This window comes from Marihabitans asiaticum (genome assembly GCF_007828725.1).
Lineage (GTDB): Bacteria > Actinomycetota > Actinomycetes > Actinomycetales > Dermatophilaceae > Marihabitans > Marihabitans asiaticum.
Genome location: NZ_VIUW01000001.1, coordinates 413,609 through 435,950, shown reverse-complemented (window position 1 = coordinate 435,950; position 22,342 = coordinate 413,609). Strand labels below are relative to the sequence as shown.

The following is a 22,342-nucleotide window of genomic DNA, read 5'->3' as shown; positions in this document are numbered from 1 at the left end:
CGAGGATCGAAGACATGCTGCGCCGCGACCTGCCGCTCCCGCTGACCATCTCTCCCGAGGCCGCGCAGGTCGCGCACCAGGCCGAGAACGCCACGCACCGCTGGCCGCTGACCCCCAGGATCACCGCCCGGCTGCGCGCGAGCGGGCTGCGGTCACGCCGGGACGCCGTGCACCGCCTCGCCCGCACCACCGGCGTCGACATCACCGCCTCCCAGATCAGCGTCGACGTCGACGGGGTCGCCGTCACCAGCCTCGTCCTCACCCCGTCAACACCTCGGTGGACCGACGACGGGGGAGCTGACACCCCTTCGCCCGATCTCGCCTCGGCCCAGCCGTGGGTCTTCTGGATCCACGGCGGCGGCTTCTGCTGGGGGTCCGCGCTCGACGGCGCCGCGGTGCGCCTCGCCGCCGACCTCGGGGTCCCCGTGGTGTCCGTGGAGTACCCGCTCGCGCCGGAGCACCCCTACCCCGCCGGGCTCGACGGGTGCCTCGCCGCCTACCGAGCCCACGTCCGGGCGTGGGGGCCGCGGGTCGTCCTCGGCGGGCAGTCCGCGGGGGCCAACCTCGCGCTCGGGGTGCTCCAGCGCTTGCGCTCCGAGGCGGGCGACGACGGTCCCGAGCCGCTGGGACTGATCGCCGCCACCCCCTTCGGCGACCTCGCCGGCCGGGGCGACTCCTACAGCGCCAACGAAGGCCGCGACCCCGTCGTGCGGTGGGGCGGTCAGCAGGAGCGCTTCGCCAAGGCCTATCGGGCGGACACGCCCGCCACCGACCCCTTCGTCTCCCCCGTGCACGCGCGGTGGGACGCGCCCGCGCCGCCGACCCTGCTCACCTCCGGCACCCGCGACCTCTTCCTCTCCGACGCCGTGCAGATCGCCGCCGCCCTGCGCGCGGCCGGCGGCGAGGTCGAGCTGCGGATCTGGGAGGGCATGTGGCATGCCTTCGAGAACGACGCCTCCTCCCCCGAGGCGCGCGAGTGCCTGCGGCTGCGCGCTGACTTCGGGCGGGCGGTGCTCGGGCTGGCGGGCCCAGCCTGAGGGCGCCGGCGAATCCGCCCTCCTCGCGCCCACCGAAGGGCGGGGATGTTCGGGTAGACAGTGGGCATGTCGCAGACACCTGCCGAGCACAGCCCTGCCGTCGCGAGCTTCGTCGGTGACTGGAGCGGTCAGATCATCACGACCGCGATCCACGCCGGGCACGACCTGCGCGAGGAGGTGGCCGAGGCGATGATCCTCGACGAGACCGTCCGGCTGCGGGAGGAGGACCCCCACACCGACCGGATCGGCGCGCACCTGCCCGCGCGGGTCATCGCCCACCGGTCGCGCTTCGAGGTCGACCTCAACCGGGTCCGCGAGGAGGCGGTCTATCGCGAGCCAGACGATTGCTGGGGGCTCGAGGTCTGGCGCGAGACCCCGCTCGACGACGACATCGCGCAGCGCAGTCTCGAGGTCTACGACTCCTTCTACGCCGAGCTGGCCGAGCGGCTCGACGAGGTGAGCGCCCGCGGGCCCTTCGTCGTCTACGACGTGCACTCCTACAACCACCGCCGCGACGGCGAGCTCGCCGAGCCGGCCGACCCCGAGCACAACCCGGAGGTCAACGTCGGCACCGGGTCGATGGACCGCGAGCGCTGGGGCCAGGTCGTCGACACCTTCATCACGGCGCTGGGCGGCTCGTGGCCGGCCCCGCGAGAGTCCGGACCGCGGATGGACGTGCGGGAGAACGTCAAGTTCGTCGGGCGTGGCCTGGCCCAGTGGGTGCACGAGCGCTACCCCGACACCGGCATCGTCCTCGCCCTGGAGTTCAAGAAGACCTTCATGGACGAGTGGAGCGGCGAGGTCGACGAGACCAAGCTCGCGGAGGTCTCCGCCGCCCTGGCCGACACCTACGAGCCGGTGCTGCACGCGCTGCGTGACCTCTCCGGCAAGACCTTCTACCCGTGACCGAGGACGACGCCGCGCTGCGCACCGTCTCGGTCGAGGACCTCGCGATCGACCATTCCCTGGCGCAGATGTCGCGCTCGATGCGCTTCCTCCTCGACGTCACCCCGGTCAACTCCGACGAGATCAAGGCCGACTTCGTCGCCGGACGGGTCAGCGAGCCCCACTTCGAGTACCGGCCGATCGAGTCCGACCCGGAGGTGCTCAAGCAGGTCGTCGCCAACGTCGACGTCGCCTCGGTGCAGGACGCGACCCTCGCCAGCCTGCTGCGCGGCAAGCACCGTGAGCTGACCCTGCAGCTCGACATGCTCCTCGCCCGCGACACCGACGACTTCCGCCAGCTCTCGACCGAGCTGTACGGCGGGGCCTCGCCGCGCCTGCGGGAGCAGGCCGAGGAGATCCTCCAGGGGGTCCCCCGACCGGAGGCGAAGGGGGAGAAGGTCACCGCCGATGAGTTCCTCGAGCTGGCACAGGCCGAGATCGAGTACTACACCGAGGTCGATCCCGACATCGAGATGCACGCCGAGGTCCGCGACGAGGTCAACGGCGTGATGGTCTCGGGCGACACCCTGCTCATCGACCCGGACTCGGTGATCCAGCGCAGCCGGGCGGTCGCCCTGCTCCAGCACGAGGTCGGCACCCATCTCGTCACCCAGGTCAACGGCTCGGCCCAGCCGATCCAGACGCTCGGGACGGGTTTGGCGGGCTATGACGAGACCCAGGAGGGCCTGGCGGTCCTCGCCGAGATCGGCTGCGGGGGGCTCACCGCCTTCCGGCTGCGCCAGCTCGCGGCGCGGGTCATCACGGTCAACCACATGCTCGCCGGAGCCAGCTTCGTCGACGCCTGGCGCGAGCTCGTCGACGCCGACTTCCCTGCCGCCAGTGCCTTCACCACGGTGATGCGGGCCTACCGCTCCGGCGGGCTGACCAAGGACGCGATCTACCTGCGCGGCCTGGTCGACCTGCTCGAGCATCTCGCCCGCGGCGGAAGCCTCGAGCACCTGTGGCTCGGTAAGTTCTCCCTCGACGACCTGCCGCTCATCGACTCCCTCGCGGACAACGAGGTGCTCACCCCCGCGCGGATCCTCCCGCGCTGGCTCGAGGACCCCGGCGCCGCCGCGCGGCTGGAAGCCGCCGCCGGGTGCGCCGGGGACCTCACCGGGCTGCTCACCCCTTCGCCCCAGTCCGCCTGAGGCCCACCCACCCACGACACCTCGCAGGTGTCCCCCCTTCGCCGGGGTGCCCTGCGCAACGCAAGCAAAGGAGACGGAAGTGAAGATCGGATTCGTCGTCAACGACGTGGAGACCGAGAAGGCGCAGTACACCACCACCCGGCTCGCGCTCGCCGCGCACCAGCGCGGGCACGAGCCGTGGCTGATGGGGCTGGGCGACTTCGCCTACCAGCCCGACGGCTCCCTGTCGGCGAAGGTGCGCACCGCGACGGCGAAGAAGTACACCTCGCTCGAGCGCTTCCTGCGTGACGTGCAGAAGCCGGACGTCGTCCAGGAGCAGAAGCTCGACGACTTCGACGTCGTGATGCTGCGGGCCGACCCTGCCGATGACGCCGAGGAGAGCCCGTGGGCTCCCAACGCCGAGATCGCCTTCGGGCAGCTCATGGCGTCCAACGGCGTGCTCGTCGTCAACGACCCGACGTCGCTGGCCAACGCGCTGTCCAAGGCGTACTTCCAGCACTTCCCCGAGGCGGTCCGGCCCAAGACGCTCATCTCGCGGGACGAGGAGCTGATCCAGGACTTCATCGACGACCTCGGCGGCAAGGCGGTGCTCAAGCCGCTGCAGGGCTCGGGCGGGTCCGGGGTCTTCCTCGTCAACAGCAAGGAGTCGCCGAACCTCTCCCAGATCGTCGAGGCGATCGCCCGCGACGGCTATGTCGTCGCGCAGGAGTACCTGCCCGAGGCCAAGGACGGCGATGTGCGGATGTTCGTCATGAACGGGCAGCCGATCACCGTCGACGGCGAGGTCGCCGCCTTCCGGCGCAAAAGCTCCGGTGAGGACATCCGCTCGAACATGTCCACCGGTGGCAAGGCGAGCAAGGTCAAGGTGACCAGCGACATGCTCGAGCTCGTCGAGGCGGTGCGCCCCAAGCTCATCGCCGACGGGATGTTCCTCGTCGGGCTCGACATCGTCGGCGACAAGCTCATGGAGATCAACGTGTTCAGCCCCGGCGGGCTCGGGTCCTGCCAGGCGCTCTACGACGTGGACTTCTCCCCGGCGATCATTGACGACCTCGAGCGCAAGGTCGCGATGCGCCGCCACTACCCCGGCGCGCTCCCGAACGTGCGGCTCGCGACCCTCTGACGTCTCCGCAGCACGACGGCGCCGCCGACCAACCCGGCGAGCACGAGCACCCCACCAGCCACCCAGCCCGAGATCCTGTCGGGCTGGGTGGCCAGCGCGTGGGGCGCGAACCAGCCGAGGAGGATCGGCTCGAGCACGGCTCCGAGGGGGACGACCAGCCGGGCGAGCAGCCCGAGGAGGTCGTCGCGCCGCGCCAGCCAGCCGACGAGTCCCAGCGGCGGCCCCGTGAGCAGGGCGGCGACGAACCACGAGAGGTTGTCAGAGGCGCTGCCCGCGGGCATGAGGCCGGTGAGCTGGCCGATCCCGTAGTGCGCGGCGAGGCTCGCCACCCCCGAGATCGGACCGGCGACGAGCGCACCGAGCGGGCGGGCGACGAGCCACCCGGCGAGCACCGCGAGCCCTGCCCACACCGTCCCGGCGTTGACGATGCGGCTCAGCGTCCACCGCAGGGTCAGCACCCCGTCGGCGCGGCCCGAGAGCTGCTCCGCGGTCGTGGCATTGGTCAGCAGCGAGACCACGGCCAGCGCCAGCACGACCGCGGCGAGCACCGCCCAGCCGCGGGCCGAGCCGAGGGCGCCTGCGGGCCCTCGCTCGCTCACCTGCCGGGGTTCCGGATGCTCGCGAGCCAGTCGGCCGCCTCGGCGAAGGCGGGGTCGGAGGTAAGCGGGTCGACGCTCACGGCCTGACCGTTCGCCGCGGGGTAGCTCCCGAGGAAGCGCACCTGCGCGCACACCCGGTGCAAGCTCATCAGCGCCTCCCCGACCCGCGCGTCCTGCACGTGCCCCTCGAGGTCGATCGAGAAGCAGTACGACCCCATCGACTCCTTCGTCGGGCGGGACTCCAGCCGGGTCATGTTGATACCGCGCGCGGCCAGCTGCTCGAGCAGCTCCAGCAGCCCGCCGGCCCGGTCGCTGCGCTGGTAGAGCACGACCGTCGTCTTGTCGAAGCCGGTCGGCCTCGGCAGCCACTCCGGCCGGGAGACGACGACGAACCGGGTCACCGCGCTCGCCATGTCGCCGATGTCGTCGGCAAGGACGGTCAGGCCGTGGTTGGCGGCGGCGACCGGAGCACAGACGGCGGCGTCGAAGGGGGTGTCGCCCCCCGCGAGGTCGGCGGCGGCCGAGGCGGTGGACAGGGTCGGGACGTACCGGGCGTCGGGGATTTTCTGCTGCGCCCAGCCGCGCACCTGCGCCCAGGCGTGGGAGTGCGAGCCGACGGCTCGCACGTCGGTCAGGGTCACCCCTTCGCGGGCGGCGATGACGAAGGTGATCGGGACGAGGATCTCGCCGGTGACGATGAGCGGATCCCCCGAGGCGAGGGCGTCGAGGGTGGCGCTGACGCCCCCTTCGACGCTGTTCTCGATGGGGACGACGGCGGCGTCGATCTCTCTCTCCCGCAACGCGTGCAGCGCGGCGTCGACGGAGCCGAAGGCGACCTGCTCACGGCTCTGCGCCGGCTGCCACGCGTGCAGCGCCATCTGGGTGAAGGTCCCCTCGGGTCCGAGGTAGCCGTAGCGGGTCACGTCGCTCCTTCGCTCGTCGTCTCGCGCCAGTCTCGCCCACCGGCGGGCCGGCCCGTCGGGGTGTCCCAGCCGGTGACTCGCGGGTCGGACGACACGAGTGGGTCCCGTCCGCGCGGCAACCCCCGAGATCTCCGGGGGTCGCCCGGGTAGCTCGCGGACTTGTGTCGTCGTACCCGCGGGTAGCAATGGCGGACGACGGGAGCCCCGGGCCGACAGCGGGCGAAGGGAGACCGGGCCGGCTTCTCGGGTGTCCCAGCCGGTGACTCGCGGGTCGGACGACACGAGTGGGTCCCGTCCGCGCGGCAACCCCCGAGATCCCGGGGGGTCACCCGGGTAGCTCGCGGACTTCTGTCGTCGTACCCGCGGGTAGCAACGGCGGACGAAGGGAGAGCCGCGCCGGCAGCGGGCGAAGGGAGACCGGAGAGCCGCGCCGGTCGGCGGACGAAGGGAGACCGCGCCGAGAGGGGCGAAGGGCGTCAGGCGCTGGCCGAGCCCTTGCGGGCGGCGGCTACGGCCTGCCGCTCCTCCGGGGTGAGGGTGGCCGCCGCGTCCGGGGAGTCGCCGGCTGTGACGCCCTTGGCGTAGGTGCGGGACTCGCTGCGGCCGTGGATCGAGGTGAGCACGATGCCGTCACCGTTGGCATCGAGCAGGGCAGCGCTGAAGGAGAGCCGACCACCCATGTCGCCGAACGCGTCGTAGCGGACCACGGCGACCCGGCTGAGCGCCGCGCCGACCTCTGAGCGGAGCGTGGCCGACTCCGCCTCCCCGACCGGGGCGGTGCGCTCGACCTCGGCAAGCCGGGCACGCAGCACGCTCGTCTGACGAAGCAGGACCAGCGCGAGGAGCAGGGCGAGCGCCGCGACGACGACGGCGACGACGGTCAGCGGCTCCACGGGCGCGACCCTACCGGCGGGCTCTGCGAACCAGCCTCCGCCTGCGCCGCGACAGCCCCCGACCCGCCGGCGGCGTCGCGGTCACCCCGGCTGATCGCCCAGGCAAGCAGGGCGAGGATCACCAGCGACCCGATGACGTTGCCCTCGACGAGCAGGTCGCCGAACCACGCTGGCTCGCGTTGCTCGCGCTTCCACAGCACCCCCCAGAACGGCATGGTCGCGACGAACCAGGCGAAGGGGATCGCGGCCACGGCCAGGCGCACCCGGTCGCGGCCGCCGCTGGCCCCGATGATCGCCGGAACGATCACCATGAGCCAGTGCAGGTGGTGCACCCACGACACCGGGGAGAGCAGGAACCCGGCGAGCCCGACGACCGCGGCCTCCATCAGCCAGTCCCCCTGCCGGTAAGCCCGCCGGGCGAGCCAGAAGCAGACCCCGCCGATCACGAGGAGGTACGGCGCCCAGGCGAGCAGCAGCTCCGTCGAGCCCGCCTCGAGCCCCCGTCGCAGCAGCAGCGCGCGGAAGGCCTGGTTGGCCGAGCCGTCGTTCGGCCCGAGCCGGGTGGGGTCGGACAGCGCCCCGCCCCAGAAGGCGAAAGATGCCGAGGGCAGCACCATCCAGGCGCCGATCGAGACCAGCGAAGCGGTCACGATCGCGGTGGCGGCCTCGCGCCACCGCTTGCACACGAGGTAGTGGATGATGAAGACGCCGGGGGTGAGCTTGATCGCCATCGCCAGCCCGACGAAGACCCCGGGCGGGATCGAGCGCAGCACCGGCAGCCGGGGACGCTTGAGGTCGAGCAGGATCGCCAGCACGAGGAAGGCGTTGACCTGGGCGAAGCGGATCCCGTCGCCGACCGGCTGGGTCCACAGGAACGCCCCGGCGACCGCGGCGACGAGCACCGGCGCCCACGCTCCGACCCGGCGGCGCACGTGGATCCACGCGACCCAGGCGATCGCGAGGTTGGCGGCGAGCTGGACGATCGTCCACGTCCAGGCGGCGACCTCGAAGGGGACGAGTGCCAGCGGCACTGCGAGCAGCGCCGCGATCGGCGGGTAAGTGAAGGGCAGCAGCTGCGGCGGGTCGGTCATCTGCTGGTAGACCGGCCGCCCCTGGAGCACCGAGATCCCCGCCTCGCGGTAGACCTGGATGTCGACCTGCCACTGGTCCTGGGGGAAGAGGAAGAGGAACTTCGTGATCGGCCAGGCGGCCAGCGCCACGAAGACGACGGCGGCGAGCAGCCAGTGCGTCGTCGTGGGGCGGGTCACCGCCCCATTGTCACCCCTACGGTCGTATGACCGCGGTGGCACTGCCGCGCACAGGGTCCAGACCGCAGACCGACGCGCGGGCCCCTATCTCGGCGAGAGCTGGGAGGGGACTGCGCGACAATCGGCGGGTGATCCGTGCCCTGCTCGCCCTCGTCGCCGCCCTCCTCGGGCTGGTGGCGGGGGCGGGCGGCGCCATCGCGGAGCCCGCCGACCAGCCCGAGGTCGTGCTCGTCGGGGTGGCCGGGCTGACCTGGGAGGACCTCGAGCAGGCCCCCACCATCCGCGGTCTGGCTGAGCGTGGAGCCACGGCCAACCTCGTCGTCCGTGGCCTGCACCTGCAGACCTGCCCCGCCGACGGCTGGCTCAGCCTCGGCGCCGGTGACCGGGTCGCCGTCCCCCGCGACGGCAGCCCCGACCTGACCGACCCGGCTGCGGCTCCGCGGTGCGCTGACCTCCCTTCGCCCGTCGACGGTCGGATCGAGGGGTGGGACGAGATCGCCGCGCACAACGACGAGGGCAAGGAGGACGCCACCCTCGGGCTGCTCGCCCGCTCCCTCACCGCCGCCGGTGAGTGCGTGCAGAGCGCCGGGGCGGGCGCCGGCCTCGCCGCCGCGGGAGGCGCCGGTGAGGTCGGCTCCGCCCAGGGGTGCCGGGTGAGGCTGGTCGACGCGGGCGTGATCGACGAAGGGGGCTCAGCTCGGCGCCAGCAGGTGGCCGCGGCCGACGCCGCGGTCGCCGGGGCGACCGCCGCGCTGCCCGAGGATGCGTTGGTCGTCGTCGCCGGACTCGCCGACGACGGCAGCGGGCCGCGCCTGCACCCGGTGGTCTACGCCGGCGGCGGGGTCGAGCCGGGCGCGCTCCGGTCGGCCTCGACCCGGCGCGCCGGGGTGGTGCAGCTGCCCGACCTCACGGTCGACCTGCTCGAGCGGGTCGGCGCGGAACCGGCCGCGACCAGCCCCGGGCGGGCCCTCACCGTCGTCGGCGCCGGGGACGCCGCGGACCGCGTCGAGGACCAGTCGGCGATCGCTGCCCAGCTCGCGGCGGCCAACGCCACCATCCCGGTCTTCTTCCGGACCTTCGGGTACTCACTGCTCGTCGTCACGGTGCTCGGGGCGGTGGGCTGGTGGCTCACCCGCACCGCTCCGGTCGCGCGGGCGGCGCTGCGCCGGGTCCTCACCCTCGTCGCGCTCACCGCCGCCTCGGTGCCCGCCGGCACCTACGTCGCGACGCTGACCGGGTGGTGGCGCTCGGGTCAGCCCGGGGTCGCGCTCGCGGGGGTCGTCGGGGGCTTCGCGGTCGGGCTGGCTGCGGTGGCGTGGGTGGTCGCGAGGCTCGCCCGCTCGCATGTCGACCAGCATGGGGAGGGCGGCTCCCACCTCGACCAGCGGCGCGGGGGTGGGCTCGCCGCGGTCGGGGTGGTCGGCGGGGTCACCGCGCTGCTGCTCGCGCTCGACCTGCTGCTGCGGGGTGGGCAGGCGATCTTCCTCTCCGTCCTCGGGCTGCACCCCTGGGACGGGGGCCGGTTCTACGGGTTCGGCAACGTCCCCTTCGCCGTCTTCGTCACCGGTGCCCTGCTCGCCGTCACCGCCGTCCTCGACCCGCTGCTGCGGTCCGGCAGTCGGCGGGCGGCCACGGTCCTGGCCGCCGGCCTCGGCGGGCTGGTGCTGCTGGTCGACGCCGCCCCCTTCGCCGGCGCCGACGGAGGCGGGGCGCTCGCGCTCATCCCCGCCGTCGGATTCCTCGTCCTCGCCATCTCCGGTGCCCGCGTGACGCTCACCCGCCTCGCGCTGCTCGCCGCGGCGACGGCGGTCGGGTTCCTCACCATCGCCGGGCTCGACTACCTGCGGCCGGAGGGTTCACGCAGCCACCTGGGCCGATTCTTCGCGCGGCTGCTCGACGGCGACGCCTGGCCGGTACTGGAGCGCAAGCTCGCGACGAACGTCGACATGCTCCTCGGCCCAGAGCGGACCGCGCTGCTCGTGCCTGTGCTGCTCATCGTGCTCATCTGGGCCCTCGCCGTGCCCGGGAGCACCCTGGCGCGGCCCATCGCAGGGGCACTGGAGGCTCACCCAGCGCTACGGCCGGGGCTGATCTCGCTCGTCGTCGCGCTCACCGTCGGCTTCCTGCTCAACGACTCCGGCACGGCGATCCCCGCCGTCTCCGCGATCATCCTGCTCCCGGCCCTCGCCGTGCTGGCACTGAGCGGGAGCGAGCCCAGCGCAGGATCACCAGCCACAGGACGGCGGTCGTGAGCGGCACCACGACGAAGCGGAAGCCCAGGGTCACCGTCTCGATGTCCCCCGGCAGCTCGACCCGACCAGGCACGTAGCCGAGCGCGAGCACCGTCCCACGCACGACGAGAGCGGTGAGGGCGAGCCGGGCCACCCGGCTGCGCGCGCCCCCTTCGCCCGCGGTGAGACCGAGCCAGGCCGCCGCGGCCGCCCACATCGGCAGCTCGTACCACGGCAGGACGTACGCCGCGCCCAGCGCATAGGCCGCCGTCAGCACGAGCAGCACCCCAGCCACCGCAGATCCCCGGGGAACCTCAGACGAACGGTCACCCCCCACATCCGCAGATCCTCGGGGAACCTCAGACGAACGGTCGCCCTCCGCCAGACCGACCACGGCGAAGGGGGTGAGCAGCAGCCGCCACAGGGCGGCCGCGAGCGCGAGGACGAGGACCCACGAGGCGAGCGAGGCGGCCTGGCGGGCGAGAGGCTCGGCAGCAACGACGTCGAGGAGGGTGTAGACCGCCCGCCACGGGCTGGCGTAGGAGATCCCCCCGGTCGCCGTGAGCAGCTGGCCGAAGACATGCGGACCGGCCCACAGGTGCAGCGGGACCATGACCGCCAGCGCCGCCACCACCATCGCCGACAGCTGCGTGGCCGCCACCCACGACGCAGATCCTCGCCACTTCGGCAGGCATCGGCGCAGGTGGGGCAGGGCGAGGGCCAGCCCCACGACGCCGGCGGTGATCTTCGAGCTGGCCGCGAGACCGACGAGCATCCCCGCCGCCGCTGACCCGCCGACACCGCGAGCCCGCACCCCCACCGCGAGCGCCCCGACGACGAAGGCTGTCGCCAGCAGGTCGACATGCGCCCCGAAGAGCCCGGCTCCGAGGACGAGCGGGTTGGCGCTCCACCACGTGTCGACGACCTCGCGACGGCCGGTGAGCGCGACCAGCACCCACCGCGCGGCCAGCCAGGCCAGCACAAGGATGACCTGCCAAACCCAGACGACCGCGCGCATCGACTCTCCGCCGATCGCGGCCGCCACCCCCATCAGCCCGGTCGCGACCGGGCCGTAGACGCTCGGGGTGTCCCGCCACGGCGGCCGCACCATCGAGGTCACCGGGTCCTCGCCGAAGCCCGCCGGCGAGGTGAGCCACGGGTCGCCGCCTTCGAGCAGGATCCGGCCGTACGCGGCGTAGTTGGTGTGGTCGGCGGTGCCGTAGGGCACGGTGAGCAGGACCAGCCCGCCGAGGACCGGCCAGACCCACCACGGGGCGCGAAGGGAGGACGGCCGCCACAGCGCCCGGAGCAGGGCGACACCGCCGAGCAGGTAGCCCAGCGTCTGCACCGCGACGACACCCCACCCCCGCAGCGGCAGGTCGGGCAGGTGCGGCACCCACCCGACCGGCCCGAGCGGCGGCGCCGCGACGCTCGGGTGAGCGAGCCCGACGAGCAGCAGGCACCCGATCGACCCGGCGAGCAGGGCGAGCCGCACCGGGTCGCGCTGGGCGGGCCGGTCCCCCTTCGCCTCAGGCACTGCGGAAGCGGCGCTCCACCAACGCCCGCGAGACGTCCCGCATCTGCCGGGCCCGGTGCAGCTGACCGCGCAGATCGGTCCCGGTCGCCCTGTGCGACAACGTGATCGGCACCTCGACGACCCGCCCGCCGGCGCGCACGACGTCGACGAGCATCGCCGCCTCGACCCCCCACCCGGACGCGAGCGGGCTGGCCCAGCCGAAGGCTTCACGCGTCATCGCCCGCATCCCGTTCAGCGGCTGCTCGAAGCGCCGCCCGGTCATCGTCTCGATCTGCCCGCGGGCGAGCCGGACCACCCGCCCCGCTCCGTGCGAGGACGCCGAGCGGGGGATGTTCGCGACCGCCAGGTCGGCGGCGCCGTCGAGCACCGGACGGCAGAGCCGGCCCAGCTCGGCGGCAGAGCCTTCGAGGTCGGCGTCGGCGAAGAGCAGGACGAAGGGGGCGACCCCCCGCCGCTGCTCCTCCTCGGCTAGGCGCTCGACGCCGGTCTGCAGCGCGGCCGCCTTGCCGAGGTTGGTCGGGTGGCGCACGACGAGCGCCCCGGCTCCGGCGGCCCAGGCGGCGGTGTCGTCGCTCGACCCGTCGTCGACGACGACGACGAGCTCGACCTCGGGCAGGGAGCGCAGCGCGGCGACGGTGGAGACGACGCGCGGGACCTCGTCCTTCGCCGGGACGATGGCCGCTACCCCTGCCGCGGGCATGACTACCTCAGGGTGACCTGTCGCGAGAGCAGGCCCGAGCGCTGGCGGCGCTCCTCGGCGGTGAGCGGCTCGTCCGAGGCGAGGGCGGCGGCGTACCGCTGCGCCATCGCGGTCAGCGCCGCGGCGTGGTCGCCCGGCTCGCTGTCGGCCGGCACCTCCCACACCGGGACGAGCAGCCCGCCCGCGCGGAAGGCGCCGAGCAACTTGTTGCCCTCGCCGAGCTCGGTCTCCCCCGCCGCGGCCAGCCGCGCCAGCGCCCGCGTCGCGGCGTCCTCGTCGTCGCCGAGCACCCACCGGATGTAGGTCCGCTCGCCCATGCGCGCCCAGTAGGCCGAGTCCACGCCCTCGACGGCGACGGTCGGCACGACGCTCTCGTTGGCCCGATCCAGCGAAGCCCTCGCCTCGCCGTCGAGCTCACCCTCCTCGACCCAGAAGTCGAAGCCCTCGTGCACGGTGAGGTCCAGCGGTGCAGCGGTGTCGAGGATGTCCTGCAGCCGGGGCGTGTCCTCGGTGGCCATCGGCACGGACGGCACGGGTGTGCCCGGCTCGGCGGCCAGCGCGGCGAGGAGCGCGGCGGCGAGGTCGCGGCTGGCGTCGCCGCTGCTCGACCCGGACTGGGTGGCGACGAGGACGGTGCCGTCGCCGCGGTGCAGCGCGGCCCAGGCCATCGGCAGCACGGTGGCCAGGGTTGCCGTGGTCGGTGCGCCCTCGGGGACCGCGTCTGACCTCAGGGCCAGCGGCGCCGTGGCGGCCGGGATGATCTCGTGCGCGGCGACCCAGTCGGTCTCACCGGGCAGACCCTCGAAGGGTCGAGCCACGTACGGGGCCGGGGCGACCTTGCGCCTGCCGCCCTCGGACTTCTTGCGTCGCGATGCCTTGCCCATGGGGGGCAGCCTAGGTGAGCGAAGGGAGGGTCACCTCCCGACGCGGCGAAGGGAGGGTCAGCTGCCGACCCGACGGCGGGACGGCCCGCCGAGGGAGGCCCAGACGGTGACCCGCTTCTCGTCCTCGCTGACCCCCCACTCGTGCGCGAGGCTGCGCACGATCCGCAGCCCGCGCCCCGAGGTGGCCCAGAGGTTCGGGGCGGCCGGTTTGGGCTTGTTCTCGCCCCCGCCGTCGCTCACCTCGACCTCGACGACCTCGCCGCGGACCTTCCAGTGCACGCGGACGCACTGGTCAGCGAGCGGCGTGGCGTGCCGGAAGGCGTTGGTGACCAGCTCGGTCACGACGAGCTCGCACTCGTCGACGACCTGCTCGGGCACGCCACGCTCGTGCAGGTCCTCGGTTATGACCTCGCGGATCGCGGGGATGACCTCACCCTTCCACTGCGCTCGCACGGTCCGGGCCTGCCCGTCGCCGGGGTCGGCGCCGAACTCGTTGAGCAGCCCGCGCGCCACGTCCTTGCTGTCCTCGCTCACCGATGCTCCTCGTCGTTGATGCTCGCGCCATCGTATGCGCGACCTGCGACAACCCGCCCTGCCGCCCACCGGCGCCGCCCACCCGCGGCTGGCCGATCTCACCCCGCGCGAGATCGAGGTGCTCCGCGCCGTCGCCGAGGGCAAGACCAACGGCGAGATCTGCGCGGACTTCTTCGTCGCCGAGGCGACCGTCAAGACCCACATCGGCCGCATCCTGCACAAGCTCGGGCTGCGCGACCGGGTGCAGACGGTGCTGCTGGCCTACGAGACCGGTCTGGTGCGGATCGGGTCAGGCGACTGACGCTCAGCCGCGCGTCGCGCCGCGCTGGTCGGGTTACTCCGGCCGGTGCCACGGCTCGACCCGCACGAAGCTGCCGTCGCGCAGCGAGGTCGTGGGGTCGTGGATCAGCCCCACCGGGACCGCGGCGGAGGCCTCGGCGTCCCCGCTCAGGAGCACCGCCAGTGAGCGGACCGCGTCGGCTCCTGCGGCCCCGGTCGACACCTCGCCCTGAGGGTCGTCTCCATCCGCCTCGCCCTCGGTCACGATCTGCGGCGCGCCCCGCCACCACGCCGTGGCCGTCACCTGGTCCCCGGGCTCGAGGGTGACCGGCTCGGGCGTGACCGGCTCGCCGGTGAAGAGATGGTCGACCCGCGCCTGGTACAGCTCGACCGGCTGGCCGTCGACGGTGAGCAGGAGCGAGGGATAGCCGCTCATCGTGCATGCCTCGCGGGTCCGGTTGGTCGCGACGAGCACCATCGCCTCGGTGCCGACCCGTAGCCGCAGGTCGCGCTGGGAGACGAAGAGGTCGGCGGGCTCGCACGCCCGCTCCGCCACCGGCGAAGGGGGTGTGGCTGCCCCGTCGTCCGGCGCGGCGGCGACCTCGGGCCGGGCGTCGAGGTAGGGGTTGAGGAGGTCACCGACGAGCTCGGCGGAGCGAGCCCGGCTGCCCGCTCCGACGTCGACGTACCAGAGCAGCCCGAGCGGGAGGATCAGCGACCCGGCCACGGCCGAGGCGAGGATCCGACCCCGGTGGGCCGACCGCGGCTCGTGCGCACCGCCGGCCACGGTCCTGCTCCAGAGGGTCCCGACACCGGCCACGCCCGCGACGACGACGTTGGAGAGGAGGAAGGCCTCGCTCCACCCCTTCGCCTCCACCCCGACGACGACGAGGGGGACGACCCAGATCGCGCCGACGGTGACGGTCGAGACCGCCAGCGCCCGCCACCACGACCCGCGCCGCGAGGAGCGCGGCCGGGCCAGTCGGTCGAGGGCATCGAGAAACACGGTCAGCCCGACCCACCACGCCGCGGTGACGAAGCCGACCATCAGCCCCCCGACGAGACTGGCCAGGCCGAGGGCGGCGGCGGTGATCGCGTTGGTCGCGGCGACGAAACCGGTCGCGAGGAGGGCGTGCCGGGCCGGGTTCGCGGCGTGCTCGTCGGAGATACCGTCGCCGAAGGGGTGAGCCGGGCGGTTGCGCCCGACCGTCACCATCCCCCCGGTGAGACCGGCGAGGGCCAGCCCGTGCACGAGCCAGGCGCCGACGACCGAGGAGCGCAGTGCCGCTCGGTCACAGGTCTCCCCCGTGGGGCAGCTGGCACCCCAGTCCGGCATGAGCGCCGCGCCGAGCACCCCGATGAGCAGGAGCAGTGCCAGGCAGACGCCGATGACCCAGCGGCCGATGAGGCGGCGACCGCCGCCCCCTTCGCCGTGCTGACGGTCAGGTCGGCGCCACGGCGCACCTTCCCGGCCACGCCTCCAGCGGTGAGATGCGGGCCGGGACGCCTCGACCGGTGACCGGGTCGGAGCCGGGTCACCGGTCGAGAGGTTCACATCTCCCAGGGTCCCACGCTCGGGCGAGGCAGCGACCCGGCGGCGCGACCTGCCGCCTCAGAGCACGTGGTGGCCGGGCTGGTCGGCGACCACGTCGAGCGCCGGCCGGACCCGGGGCTGCTTGGGGACGACGCCCAGCCGACCCGCCTGGAAGTCCTCGAAGGCCGCGATGAGCTCCTCCTTGGTGTTCATCACGAAGGGGCCGTAGGCAGCCACCGGCTCACGGATCGGGCGCCCCCCGAGGACGAGCAGCTCCAGGCTCGGGCTGCGCTCGTCCTGACGGTCACCGGCCGCGACCTCCAGGTGGTCACCGGCACCGAAGACCGCCAGCTGACCCTCGCGGATCGGCCGCCGCTCGGGCCCGACGACCCCGCTCCCGGAGAGCACGTAGACGAGGGCGTTGAAGTCGCGCCGCCACGGCAGCTCGAGCCGAGCCCCCGGCGCCACGGTCGCGTGGACGAGGGAGATCGGGGTGTGAGTGATACCCGGGCCGTCGTGCCCGTCGACGTCTCCGGCGATGACCCGCAGCAGCGCGCCGCCGTCACCGCTGGAGAGCAGCGCCACCTGGCCGGAGCGGATGTCCTGGTAGCGGGGGTCGGACATCTTCATCGTGCCCGGCAGGTTGACCCACAGCTGGATGCCGTGGAAGAGGCCGCCGCGCATGACGAGCTGCTCGGGCGGCGCCTCGATGTGCAGCAGGCCGGAGCCGGCGGTCATCCACTGGGTGTCGCCGTTGGTGATCGTCCCGCCACCGCCGTGGGTGTCTTCGTGGTCGAAGGCGCCGTCGATGATGTAGGTAACGGTCTCGAAGCCGCGGTGCGGGTGCCAGCTCGTGCCGCGCGGCTCGAGCGGGGCGTACTCGACCTCACCCATCTGGTCCATGTGGATGAAGGGGTCGAGCCGCTCCAGCGGGACGCCGGCGAAGGCCCGGCGCACGGGGAATCCTTCGCCCTCGAATCCCTTCGGCGCGGTCGAGACGGTGTGCACCTCGCGGCTGACGCTCTCGGCGCCGGGCGGGCTGAGACGGGGCAGGGTGAGGATGTTGTCGACGGTCACGGCTGGCATGTGGTCCTCCTTCGGGCTCGACGGTCTCAACATAGTTGACGTGTCAACTATTCCCCCCGGGACCACCAGTCCTCCCAGAATGCTGCTGGCAGCACTTCGGCGAGCCAGCAGCAGCTCGAGGTGCGGCTAGCTCACCACAATGCTGCTGGCAGCATGGTGAGAATCAGCCGCCGAGCGGCGCCGCCTCCGGGGTCTGCACGCGCGACTGCGAAGGGGTGGCCGTCGGCACGGCCGGCTCGTCCAGGGTGTCCCGCAGCGGCTTGGCCGGGATGAGCGCGGTGGCGACGAAGACGACGGCGAGGATCGGCAGGCCGAGGACGAAGACGTCGTGGAGGTTCTCCGCGAGGGCCTGGCGCACGGCGGTGGCAACCTGCGGCGGCAGCCCCTCCAGCGCGGCGGGGTCCAGGACCGAGCCCGCGTCGAAGCCGCCCCCCTGCGCGCTCGACGCCGCGCCGGCGGGCAGGTGCGAGCGGACCTTCTCGGCCAGCCCGCTCGTCATCACCGTGCCGAAGATCGCGATGCCGACCGTCGAGCCGACGTTGCGGAAGAACTGGACGGTCGCCGTGGCGACGCCGAGGTCGGAGCGGGTCACGTCGTTCTGCACGACGAGGGCGTACTGCTGCATCGCCATACCGAGCCCGAGGCCGACGAAGATCATCGCGACCGTCAGCTGGGTCTGGGTCGCCTCGTAGGTCAGCCGGGTCAGCAGGTAGATCCCGAACGCCATGACGAGCACGCCGGTGAGCATGAAGGGCAGGTACCGACCGGTGCGGGTGATGAGCTGCCCCGTGAGGATGCCCATGATGATGAAGCCGAGCATGAGCGGCATGAGGACCAGCCCGGAGTTGGTCGCGTCGACACCGACCACGCCCTGGGCGTAGACCGGGATGTAGATGATCGCGCCGAACATCACCATCGACAGGCCGAAGGCCGCGATGCCGGCGTAGCTGAAGACCTTGCGCCGGAAGAGCCGCAGCGGCAGGACCGGCTCGACCGCGCGCCGCTCGACAAGGACGAAGGCGCTCAGCGCGACGACGGCGACCGCGAAGAGGGAGACCGACGAGGCCGAGCCCCATGCCCAGGAGGTGCCCCCGAGCGAGAGCGCGAGGAGCAGCGAGGTCAGGCCGAGCACGAGCGCGGCGATACCGGCGTAGTCGATCTGCACCCGGCGCGGGGTGTGCTCGAGGTGGAGGAAGCGCGCGACGAAGACGAACGCGACCGCCCCGACGGGCAGGGCGACGAAGAAGAGCCACCGCCAGCCCCAGGTGTCGGTGATGACTCCTCCGGCGAGCGGTCCGGCGACCGAGGTCAGCCCGAAGACGGCACCCATGAGGCCCTGGTACTTGCCGCGCTGCCGGGGCGGGATGATGTCGCCGATGATCGTCTGGCTCAGCGGCATGAGCGTGCCCATGCCCAGGCCCTGCACCGCGCGCCCGAGCACGAGGGTCCAGAAGTTCGGTGCGAAGCCGCAGATGAGCGACCCGATGAGGAAGACGATGATCCCGCCGAGGTAGAACCCGCGGCGCCCGTAGAGGTCGGAGAGCTTGCCGACGATGGGCACCGAGACGGCGGAGACGAGCATGGCGGCGGTGGCGACCCAGCTGTAGTGGTCCATGCCGCCGAGCTCGGCGACGATCCGGGGCATGGCCGGCCCGACGATGGTCTGGCTGACCGAGGCGACGAGCATGCCGAGCATGAGCCCGACGAAGACACGGCGGTTCTGCGCGGAGAGCCGGTAGGGGGCGGGCCGGCTGGTGGGGGCGGTGGTCATCCGGCGATCCGATCGGGCGAAGGGGTGGTGCGGGCGGCGTCGCGCAGGTCGGCGACGTCGGTGCCAAAGCGGTCGAGGAGCGAGGTGAGGGTCGCGACGTCCTCCTCGGACCAGTCACCGAGGGCGGCGGCGAGCAGCTCGGCCCGGTGGGCGCGCTCGGTGCGCAGGGCCGCGGCCCCGTCGGCGCTCACCGAGACCCGGCTGGCGCGGCGGTCGTGGGGATCGGGCTCGCGGTCCAGCCAGCCGCGCTCGACGAGGCTGGCCAGACGGCGGCTGACCGTGGAGAGGTCCTGGCCGTCGGCCAGGTCGCTCGGGCGCACGGCGCCGAGCCGCTCGATGGTGATGAGGACGAGGTAGTCGGGGCGCCCCATCGTGGCTTGATGGTGTGGCCGCTCGGCGTAGGCGACGGAGATCTGCTGCCAGGCCCGCGACATCGTCTCCTGCAGGCTGCTCGCCGAACTTGGTTGCATGCTGCAAGCATATATCTGTCTCCGCATTCAACCAAGTCCCGCGCCCCCTTCGCCCGCTACCACGCAGTACTGGCTGTGATCACGACCAGTACTGCGTGGTAGCCAGCGACTGGACGGGGCACTACCGAGCCGGGGCGATGAGCAGCGTCGGCACGCGCAGGTCCGGGTCGCGGACCGTGGCGACCCGCGTCCCCGGTTTGCGTCCAGGCCGGATCTCGGAGACGTCGACCCCGGCGGCGGTGAGCCGGTCGCGCTCTCTCGCCAGGTCGGTGCAGCGCCAGGCGAGGCCCGCGAAGCCGTCGGCCCGCTCGCTCTCGTCATCACGGACGATCACCTCGACGACCGCATCCCCGCAGCGGAAGAAGAGACCTCGGAACCCGAATCCGGTGTCCCGGTCCAGCCGCAGGTCCAGCCCGAGCCGAGCCCCGTAGTCGGCAGCCGCCCGGGTCGGGTCGCTCGCCGACACGACGACGTGGTCCAGGGGCGAAGGGGGTGAGCTCACCCCTTCGTCGGGTCGAGCCTCGGTGAGCCGCCAGCGCACGCCGGCGATCGAGACGAGGCCCCCCTCGACGTCGAGACCGCGTCGGCTGAGCAGCGCAGCCGCCAGCTCGACGTTCTCGGTGAGAAGGCCCACCTCGACCAGGCCGGCGTACCCCCCTTCGCCCGGAGTGACGACGTCGACCGGAAGCGCGACGCCCAACCTGTCCCACACAGCCTCGGTCGCAGGGACGTCCGGTGAGGCGACGACGGCTCCAGCAATGCTCAGGCTCATCCCCGCAGGCTAGGCCGAATCCACCATCCGGCTCATGCCACTCCTACGGCATGGTTGTGGGGCTACGCCCGCGGCCTATGCCCGCGGCTATGCCGAGGCGCCGGCCGGCGCACCGGACGAGTGGGGCGACTTCGAGGGCTTCCTCGACGCGGCACGGCTGACATGAGGTCGGGGCTGCCGGCTCGGGGTGAGCTGTGGTGGGCCGACCTCGAGGACGCGGGCCGACGACCTGTGGTCATCCTCAGCCGAGATGCCGCGATCCTCGCGCGACGGCGGAGCATCGTCGCCGCCTGCAGCACCATCGCCCGCGGGCTACCGAGCGAGGTTCGCCTGGAGCCGGGTGAGGACCCGGTCCCAGCGGCATGCGTCGTCCAGCTCGACGCAGTAGTCGACGTGGATGTCAGGGTGCTGACCCAGCGCCTCGGGCGGCTCGACCCCGACCGCGCGCGCGGTGTGCGCGGCGCTCGCCGTCGCTACCGGCTGCGACTGACCGGTCAGGGTCCAGGCTCACCACGGAGAGAGCCTCCCCTTCGCTCTTCGCGGTCGGCGTTGCCGTCGCCCGCCGCTCAGAAGAGCTTGCGCACCGCCGGAAGCGGGAGCACCTGCATGGCGCGGGCGATCGCCTCCCACGGCTTGGCGGGGACGAAGGCCTTGGCCCGGCGCCGCTCGATCGCCTCGACCATCGAGCGCACGCCGGTGACGGTGTCGACCATGTACTTGGTCTTCTGCTCGACCTTCTCGTTCATCTCGCTGCGGATGTAGCCCGGGCAGATCACCGAGACGTCGATGTCGAGGTCGGGCTTGCCCAGCATCTCGGAGCGGATGCCCTCACCCAGGCTCGCGACGGCGGCCTTGCTCGCGGCGTAGGCGGTCATCGAGCTTGGGAAGCCGCGCACAGCGGTCACCGAGCTGATGACGACGAGGTGGCCCTGCTTGCGCTCGCGGAAGTGCTGCATCGCCGCCTCGGCCTGGGCGAAGGCGCCGATGACGTTGGTCTCGAGGGTCTCGCGGTTGGCGTAGTGGCTGCCCTTGCCGACCGGGGCGCCCTTGCCGAGCCCGGCGTTGACGATGAAGCGGTCGAAGCCGCCGAAGTCAGCCGCGATCTGCTGCGTCGTCGAGATGACGGCGTCGTCGTCGGTGACGTCGAGGGCATAGGTACGCACCTGACGCTCAGGATGCTTGGCCGCGATCTCGGCCTGCAGCCCGTCGAGCCGCTCGGTGCGGCGGGCGCACAGCGCGAGGTCGTAGCCGAGGTCGGCGAACTGGCGGGCCATCTCGGCCCCGAGACCGGAGCTGGCGCCGGTGATGACGATGGTTCCTTCAGGCATGGGGTGACCCTACCGAGCGGACCTGTCTCGCCTGTGCCGCACACCGCTTTGACAAGCGCTCGGAGCCGGACGTAATGTCCTCGCCACGGTTTCGAGCTCCAGCGACAAGTCCCGGCTTGCTGGACAGCAACCCTCCTACTGCGGCGGGGTGCTCCGGGATACGACCGGGTCTCGTGCCGACCGGCCGAGGCAAGCGCAGCTGCTTCCTTGATGCAGCTCCATCGCGGCACCCGTGTGCCGGGAAGGGGCAGTCATGCCTGGTACCCCGTCGTCCACCTTCGCCCCGGCGCTGCCGGTGCTCGACCTCTCCCGAGCGCGAAGGGAGGACGCGACCACCTTCCGCGCCGACCTCCTCGCGGCCGCCCGGGACGTCGGCTTCTTCTACCTCGTCGGCCACGGCGTCCCCGCGGCCACCACCGATCGCCTGCTCCAGGCCGCCCGGGAGTTCTTCGCCCTCCCCCTGTCGGAGAAGCAAGCGATCGAGAACCTCCGCTCACCCCACTTCCGGGGGTGGACCCGGCTCGGCGGTGAGCTGACGCAGGGGCGACAGGACTGGCGCGAGCAGATCGACTTCGGCATCGAGCGGGACCCACGCCCGGCGACCAAGGACGAGCCGTGGAACATTCTCGAGGGCCCGAACCAGTGGCCCGCTGCCCATCCCGCGCTGCGCGAGGTGGTTCACCAGTGGCAGCACGCCCTGACCGGCATCGCCGAGGAGCTGCTGTCACAGTGGGCGGTTGCCCTCGGCCAGGATGCGAGCATCTTCGCCCCCGCCTTCGCCGAGCCGTCCTCACTGATCAAGATCATCTGCTACCCCGGCCGGGACAAGGCCGACCAGGGCGTGGGGGCGCACACCGATTCCGGGGTGCTGACTCTGCTCCTCCTCGAGCCGGGGTCGGTCGGCCTTCAGGTTCGGCGTGACGGCACCTGGGTCGACGTGGAGCCGGTCGAGGGTGCCTTCGTCGTCAACATCGGGGAGCTGCTCGAGGTGGCCACCGACGGCCTGCTCCGGGCCACTGCGCACCGGGTAGTCAGCCCCCCAGCGGGCAGCACTCGCATCTCCGTCCCGTTCTTCTACAATCCCAGCCTCTCCGCGCAGATCCCGACGCTCCAGCTCCCCGACGACCTCGCCGCCCAGGCCCCCGGGGTCACTCAGGACGCCTTGGACGTGCTGCACAGCACCTATGGCGGCAACGCCCTGAAGAGCCGGCTGCGAGCACACCCGGACGTGGCCGAGCGCCACCACCGGCACCTGCTCGCGTCCTGAGCTCGCGTCC

Annotated in this window: 21 protein-coding genes, 2 pseudogenes and 1 riboswitch; of the genes and pseudogenes, 9 read left to right on the top strand and 14 right to left on the bottom strand. The window is 72.8% G+C overall.

Annotation, left to right across the window (positions count from 1 at the left end; genetic code table 11):
• The first annotated feature begins 14 nt into the window (after positions 1 to 14).
• The 4 genes from FB557_RS02075 to FB557_RS02060 all read left to right on the top strand — a co-directional run bounded on the left by FB557_RS02075 (position 15) and on the right by FB557_RS02060 (position 4,256).
• Entirely contained in the window at positions 15 to 1,037 is a 1,023-nt protein-coding gene (locus tag FB557_RS02075; protein ID WP_144855181.1) for an alpha/beta hydrolase, read from the top strand.
• 66 nt (positions 1,038 to 1,103) lie between these two features.
• On the top strand, positions 1,104 to 1,943 hold the full coding sequence (locus tag FB557_RS02070) for an N-formylglutamate amidohydrolase (protein ID WP_144855179.1): 840 nt from the start codon (positions 1,104 to 1,106) through the stop codon (positions 1,941 to 1,943).
• Positions 1,940 to 3,133, top strand: coding sequence for a peptidase MATCAP family protein (locus FB557_RS02065; RefSeq protein ID WP_246074325.1), 1,194 nt, complete (start codon positions 1,940 to 1,942; stop codon positions 3,131 to 3,133). Before FB557_RS02070 ends, FB557_RS02065 begins: the two co-directional genes overlap by 4 nt.
• Positions 3,134 to 3,212: 79 nt before the next feature.
• Positions 3,213 to 4,256, top strand: a complete 1,044-nt coding sequence (locus FB557_RS02060; RefSeq protein ID WP_144855177.1) for a glutathione synthetase — start codon at positions 3,213 to 3,215, stop codon at positions 4,254 to 4,256.
• On the opposite strand, the gene FB557_RS02055 is transcribed toward FB557_RS02060, so the two are convergent.
• The 4 genes from FB557_RS02055 to FB557_RS02040 form a co-directional block, all read right to left on the bottom strand.
• Positions 4,214 to 4,855, bottom strand: coding sequence for a hypothetical protein (locus FB557_RS02055; protein ID WP_211356456.1), 642 nt, complete (start codon positions 4,853 to 4,855; stop codon positions 4,214 to 4,216). The genes FB557_RS02060 and FB557_RS02055 overlap by 43 nt on opposite strands.
• Positions 4,852 to 5,778, bottom strand: a complete 927-nt coding sequence (gene pheA / locus FB557_RS02050) for a prephenate dehydratase (protein ID WP_144855176.1) — start codon at positions 5,776 to 5,778, stop codon at positions 4,852 to 4,854. The genes FB557_RS02055 and pheA overlap by 4 nt, the downstream gene beginning before the upstream one ends.
• A 476-nt stretch (positions 5,779 to 6,254) precedes the next feature.
• Positions 6,255 to 6,671, bottom strand: a complete 417-nt coding sequence (locus FB557_RS02045; protein WP_144855174.1) for a DUF4446 family protein — start codon at positions 6,669 to 6,671, stop codon at positions 6,255 to 6,257.
• Positions 6,659 to 7,939: a glycosyltransferase 87 family protein gene (locus FB557_RS02040; protein WP_246074323.1), complete on the bottom strand. Its 1,281-nt coding sequence runs from the start codon at positions 7,937 to 7,939 to the stop codon at positions 6,659 to 6,661. The genes FB557_RS02045 and FB557_RS02040 overlap by 13 nt, the downstream gene beginning before the upstream one ends.
• 128 nt (positions 7,940 to 8,067) lie before the next feature.
• Here FB557_RS02040 and FB557_RS02035 point away from each other — a divergent pair, with 128 nt between their 5' ends.
• A complete protein-coding gene (locus FB557_RS02035; RefSeq protein WP_144855170.1) occupies positions 8,068 to 10,191 on the top strand; it encodes a hypothetical protein in 2,124 nt (707 codons plus the stop codon).
• Here FB557_RS02035 and FB557_RS02030 read toward each other — a convergent pair.
• From FB557_RS02030 to FB557_RS02015, 4 genes are read right to left on the bottom strand one after another with little or no spacing between them, the layout of a single operon-like run.
• Positions 10,106 to 11,707, bottom strand: a complete 1,602-nt coding sequence (locus FB557_RS02030; protein WP_144855168.1) for an MptA/MptB family glycosyltransferase — start codon at positions 11,705 to 11,707, stop codon at positions 10,106 to 10,108. The genes FB557_RS02035 and FB557_RS02030 overlap by 86 nt on opposite strands.
• Positions 11,700 to 12,407 (bottom strand): glycosyltransferase, encoded by a 708-nt coding sequence (locus tag FB557_RS02025; protein ID WP_144855166.1) that lies wholly within the window; start codon positions 12,405 to 12,407, stop codon positions 11,700 to 11,702. The genes FB557_RS02030 and FB557_RS02025 overlap by 8 nt, the downstream gene beginning before the upstream one ends.
• Positions 12,408 to 12,409: 2 nt before the next feature.
• The gene (locus tag FB557_RS02020; RefSeq protein ID WP_144855164.1) at positions 12,410 to 13,291 is read right to left on the bottom strand and encodes a DUF5926 family protein; all 882 of its coding nucleotides are present in this window, start codon (positions 13,289 to 13,291) and stop codon (positions 12,410 to 12,412) included.
• Positions 13,292 to 13,348: 57 nt separating this feature from the next.
• On the bottom strand, positions 13,349 to 13,825 hold the full coding sequence (locus FB557_RS02015; protein WP_246074321.1) for an ATP-binding protein: 477 nt from the start codon (positions 13,823 to 13,825) through the stop codon (positions 13,349 to 13,351).
• A 52-nt stretch (positions 13,826 to 13,877) separates the two neighbouring features.
• On the opposite strand from FB557_RS02015, the pseudogene FB557_RS02010 reads away from it, so the two are divergent.
• Positions 13,878 to 14,126 (top strand): annotated as a pseudogene (locus FB557_RS02010) (response regulator transcription factor); the annotation flags it as partial.
• A 33-nt stretch (positions 14,127 to 14,159) separates the two neighbouring features.
• Here FB557_RS02010 and FB557_RS02005 read toward each other — a convergent pair.
• From FB557_RS02005 to FB557_RS01985, 5 genes are all read right to left on the bottom strand, one after another.
• Complete coding sequence (locus FB557_RS02005) at positions 14,160 to 15,659, bottom strand: DUF4232 domain-containing protein (protein WP_144855160.1); 1,500 nt, start codon at positions 15,657 to 15,659, stop codon at positions 14,160 to 14,162.
• A gap of 57 nt (positions 15,660 to 15,716) precedes the next feature.
• On the bottom strand, positions 15,717 to 16,724 hold the full coding sequence (locus FB557_RS02000) for a pirin family protein (protein ID WP_144855158.1): 1,008 nt from the start codon (positions 16,722 to 16,724) through the stop codon (positions 15,717 to 15,719).
• Between the two features lie 163 nt (positions 16,725 to 16,887).
• Complete coding sequence (locus FB557_RS01995) at positions 16,888 to 18,495, bottom strand: MDR family MFS transporter (protein ID WP_144855156.1); 1,608 nt, start codon at positions 18,493 to 18,495, stop codon at positions 16,888 to 16,890.
• Positions 18,492 to 18,965 (bottom strand): MarR family winged helix-turn-helix transcriptional regulator, encoded by a 474-nt coding sequence (locus FB557_RS01990; protein WP_211356455.1) that lies wholly within the window; start codon positions 18,963 to 18,965, stop codon positions 18,492 to 18,494. The genes FB557_RS01995 and FB557_RS01990 overlap by 4 nt, the downstream gene beginning before the upstream one ends.
• Before the next feature lie 121 nt (positions 18,966 to 19,086).
• A complete protein-coding gene (locus tag FB557_RS01985; RefSeq protein ID WP_144855152.1) occupies positions 19,087 to 19,737 on the bottom strand; it encodes a VOC family protein in 651 nt (216 codons plus the stop codon).
• 34 nt (positions 19,738 to 19,771) lie between these two features.
• Here FB557_RS01985 and FB557_RS14690 point away from each other — a divergent pair, with 34 nt between their 5' ends.
• Together FB557_RS14690 and FB557_RS01980 are read left to right on the top strand one after the other, a co-directional pair.
• Positions 19,772 to 19,903, top strand: coding sequence for a hypothetical protein (locus tag FB557_RS14690; protein WP_281290037.1), 132 nt, complete (start codon positions 19,772 to 19,774; stop codon positions 19,901 to 19,903).
• A pseudogene (locus FB557_RS01980) lies at positions 19,900 to 20,133 on the top strand (type II toxin-antitoxin system PemK/MazF family toxin); the annotation flags it as partial. The gene FB557_RS14690 and the pseudogene FB557_RS01980, both read left to right, overlap by 4 nt.
• A 170-nt stretch (positions 20,134 to 20,303) precedes the next feature.
• Here FB557_RS01980 and FB557_RS01975 read toward each other — a convergent pair.
• Positions 20,304 to 21,065, bottom strand: coding sequence for an SDR family oxidoreductase (locus FB557_RS01975; protein WP_144855150.1), 762 nt, complete (start codon positions 21,063 to 21,065; stop codon positions 20,304 to 20,306).
• An 87-nt stretch (positions 21,066 to 21,152) separates the two neighbouring features.
• Positions 21,153 to 21,267: riboswitch (SAM riboswitch) on the top strand.
• Positions 21,268 to 21,318: 51 nt separating this feature from the next.
• Here FB557_RS01975 and FB557_RS01970 point away from each other — a divergent pair.
• The gene (locus FB557_RS01970) at positions 21,319 to 22,332 is read left to right on the top strand and encodes an isopenicillin N synthase family dioxygenase (RefSeq protein ID WP_144855148.1); all 1,014 of its coding nucleotides are present in this window, start codon (positions 21,319 to 21,321) and stop codon (positions 22,330 to 22,332) included.
• Positions 22,333 to 22,342: the final 10 nt, after the last annotated feature.

Excerpts from the sequence above, each read along its gene's own strand:
- FB557_RS01990 (WP_211356455.1), bottom strand. The coding sequence starts at position 18,965 with ATGCAACCAAGTTCGGCGAGCAGCCTGCAGGAGACGATGTCGCGGGCC.
- FB557_RS02075 (WP_144855181.1), top strand. The coding sequence starts at position 15 with ATGCTGCGCCGCGACCTGCCGCTCCCGCTGACCATCTCTCCCGAGGCC.
- FB557_RS14690 (WP_281290037.1), top strand. The coding sequence starts at position 19,772 with ATGCCACTCCTACGGCATGGTTGTGGGGCTACGCCCGCGGCCTATGCC.
- FB557_RS02025 (WP_144855166.1), bottom strand. The coding sequence starts at position 12,407 with ATGCCCGCGGCAGGGGTAGCGGCCATCGTCCCGGCGAAGGACGAGGTC.
- FB557_RS02070 (WP_144855179.1), top strand. The coding sequence starts at position 1,104 with ATGTCGCAGACACCTGCCGAGCACAGCCCTGCCGTCGCGAGCTTCGTC.
- FB557_RS01995 (WP_144855156.1), bottom strand. The coding sequence starts at position 18,495 with ATGACCACCGCCCCCACCAGCCGGCCCGCCCCCTACCGGCTCTCCGCG.
- FB557_RS02000 (WP_144855158.1), bottom strand. The coding sequence starts at position 16,724 with ATGCCAGCCGTGACCGTCGACAACATCCTCACCCTGCCCCGTCTCAGC.
- FB557_RS01970 (WP_144855148.1), top strand. The coding sequence starts at position 21,319 with ATGCCTGGTACCCCGTCGTCCACCTTCGCCCCGGCGCTGCCGGTGCTC.
- FB557_RS01975 (WP_144855150.1), bottom strand. The coding sequence starts at position 21,065 with ATGCCTGAAGGAACCATCGTCATCACCGGCGCCAGCTCCGGTCTCGGG.
- FB557_RS01985 (WP_144855152.1), bottom strand. The coding sequence starts at position 19,737 with ATGAGCCTGAGCATTGCTGGAGCCGTCGTCGCCTCACCGGACGTCCCT.
- FB557_RS02020 (WP_144855164.1), bottom strand. The coding sequence starts at position 13,291 with ATGGGCAAGGCATCGCGACGCAAGAAGTCCGAGGGCGGCAGGCGCAAG.